Genomic DNA, 1,133 nt, shown 5'->3' with positions numbered 1-1,133 from the left:
ATATAGGAGAGGAATGCCGCACTCATGATCAGGCCCTGTTGAGATTGAATGGACTGTCGCCCCGCGCGGGCGAAAAATCCACCGCAAAAGCGACCGCTTCGGTGATGCGACGGTCAGTGACCAGAATGTGGCTAGAATGCCGCCAACTGGCGGATGCTCAAATGCAGCTGCGGCGCGAAAGAACGCGATAACCATTTCGCGAGCTTTCCACCGCTGCCGCTGTCGCAGCTCTGTCGACTTCCAGAGCTGTTAACACTTTCAAGCCAATGGTTCTCACACCTAACAATCTGTCGGCGAGAGGGACCGCCTCAGAAAATGTCGCAGCAACCGGTGCAAACCATTTCGGGCAGGCTTATACTGTTGATCAAGGCCGGCTATTGGCTGGCGCTGCTGATCATTGCAGCCATGGTGATGGCCTCCTTCATCCTTCTCCAGCAGATGATGGCTGACCAGCGGCACGACGATACGCTGCTCGATATTGTCGGCATGCAAAAGACGCTGTCGCAACGCATTGTCTTCCTTGCCAACGCGGCAGGTACTGCTTCGCGCAACCAACAACCGGCTCTGGTCACCGCATTCAAACAGGCCACGGCGGAGTTCGAGAGGAACTATGACCTTCTGCTCGAGCGGGTCGTCGCCGACCCGGCGTCACCGGCAAGGTTCGATCCGAAATCAGTCGAGAGCGTGCTTTTCGCCAAGCCGTTTCATCTCGACTACTTCTCGGTCGGGCTTATCGCCAACGGCCAACGCCTGGTTTCGGCGTTCGAATCACGACTCGGCATGGCCGATAATGGCGGCTACAAGGGCGGCGGCGAACGCGTCAACCTCGACGCTTCCATCGCCAATGCGACCCTGTCGGGCTATGCGGCACTCGGCCAGCGCATCAGCGCCCATGCCGATGCGCGATCGGAAACACTTCTCGATCTCCATCGAACGCTGTTCTACACCACCATCGGCGTCATCGTGCTGGTGGCACTTTTCATCTTCAGGCCGATGTCGAACGCCATCCTGCGCAAGACACACGAACTGATCGATGCCCGCAATTCCATGGCTTTCATCGCCGTGCATGACGGCCTTACCGGCCTGCACAACCGCACCTTCCTGACTGACCATTTCGATACGCTGATCAAGGG

1 protein-coding gene and 1 pseudogene are annotated in these 1,133 nt (G+C 57.9%); both read left to right on the top strand.

Translation table 11 applies throughout. From position 1 onward, the window contains the following. On the top strand, nucleotides 1-191 hold a 191-nt coding region (locus EOA86_RS39755; protein ID WP_206630242.1), incomplete at its 5' end, for a hypothetical protein. A gap of 124 nt (nucleotides 192-315) precedes the next feature. After that, nucleotides 316-1,133 (top strand): annotated as a pseudogene (locus EOA86_RS35625) (GGDEF-domain containing protein); the annotation flags it as partial.

The sequence above is a fragment of the Mesorhizobium sp. M5C.F.Ca.IN.020.32.2.1 genome (assembly GCF_004023105.1).
Taxonomy (GTDB): Bacteria; Pseudomonadota; Alphaproteobacteria; order Rhizobiales; family Rhizobiaceae; genus Mesorhizobium; species Mesorhizobium wenxiniae.
The sequence above is the reverse complement of the archived record's forward strand: the minus strand, read 5'-3'. Positions and strand labels throughout refer to the sequence as shown.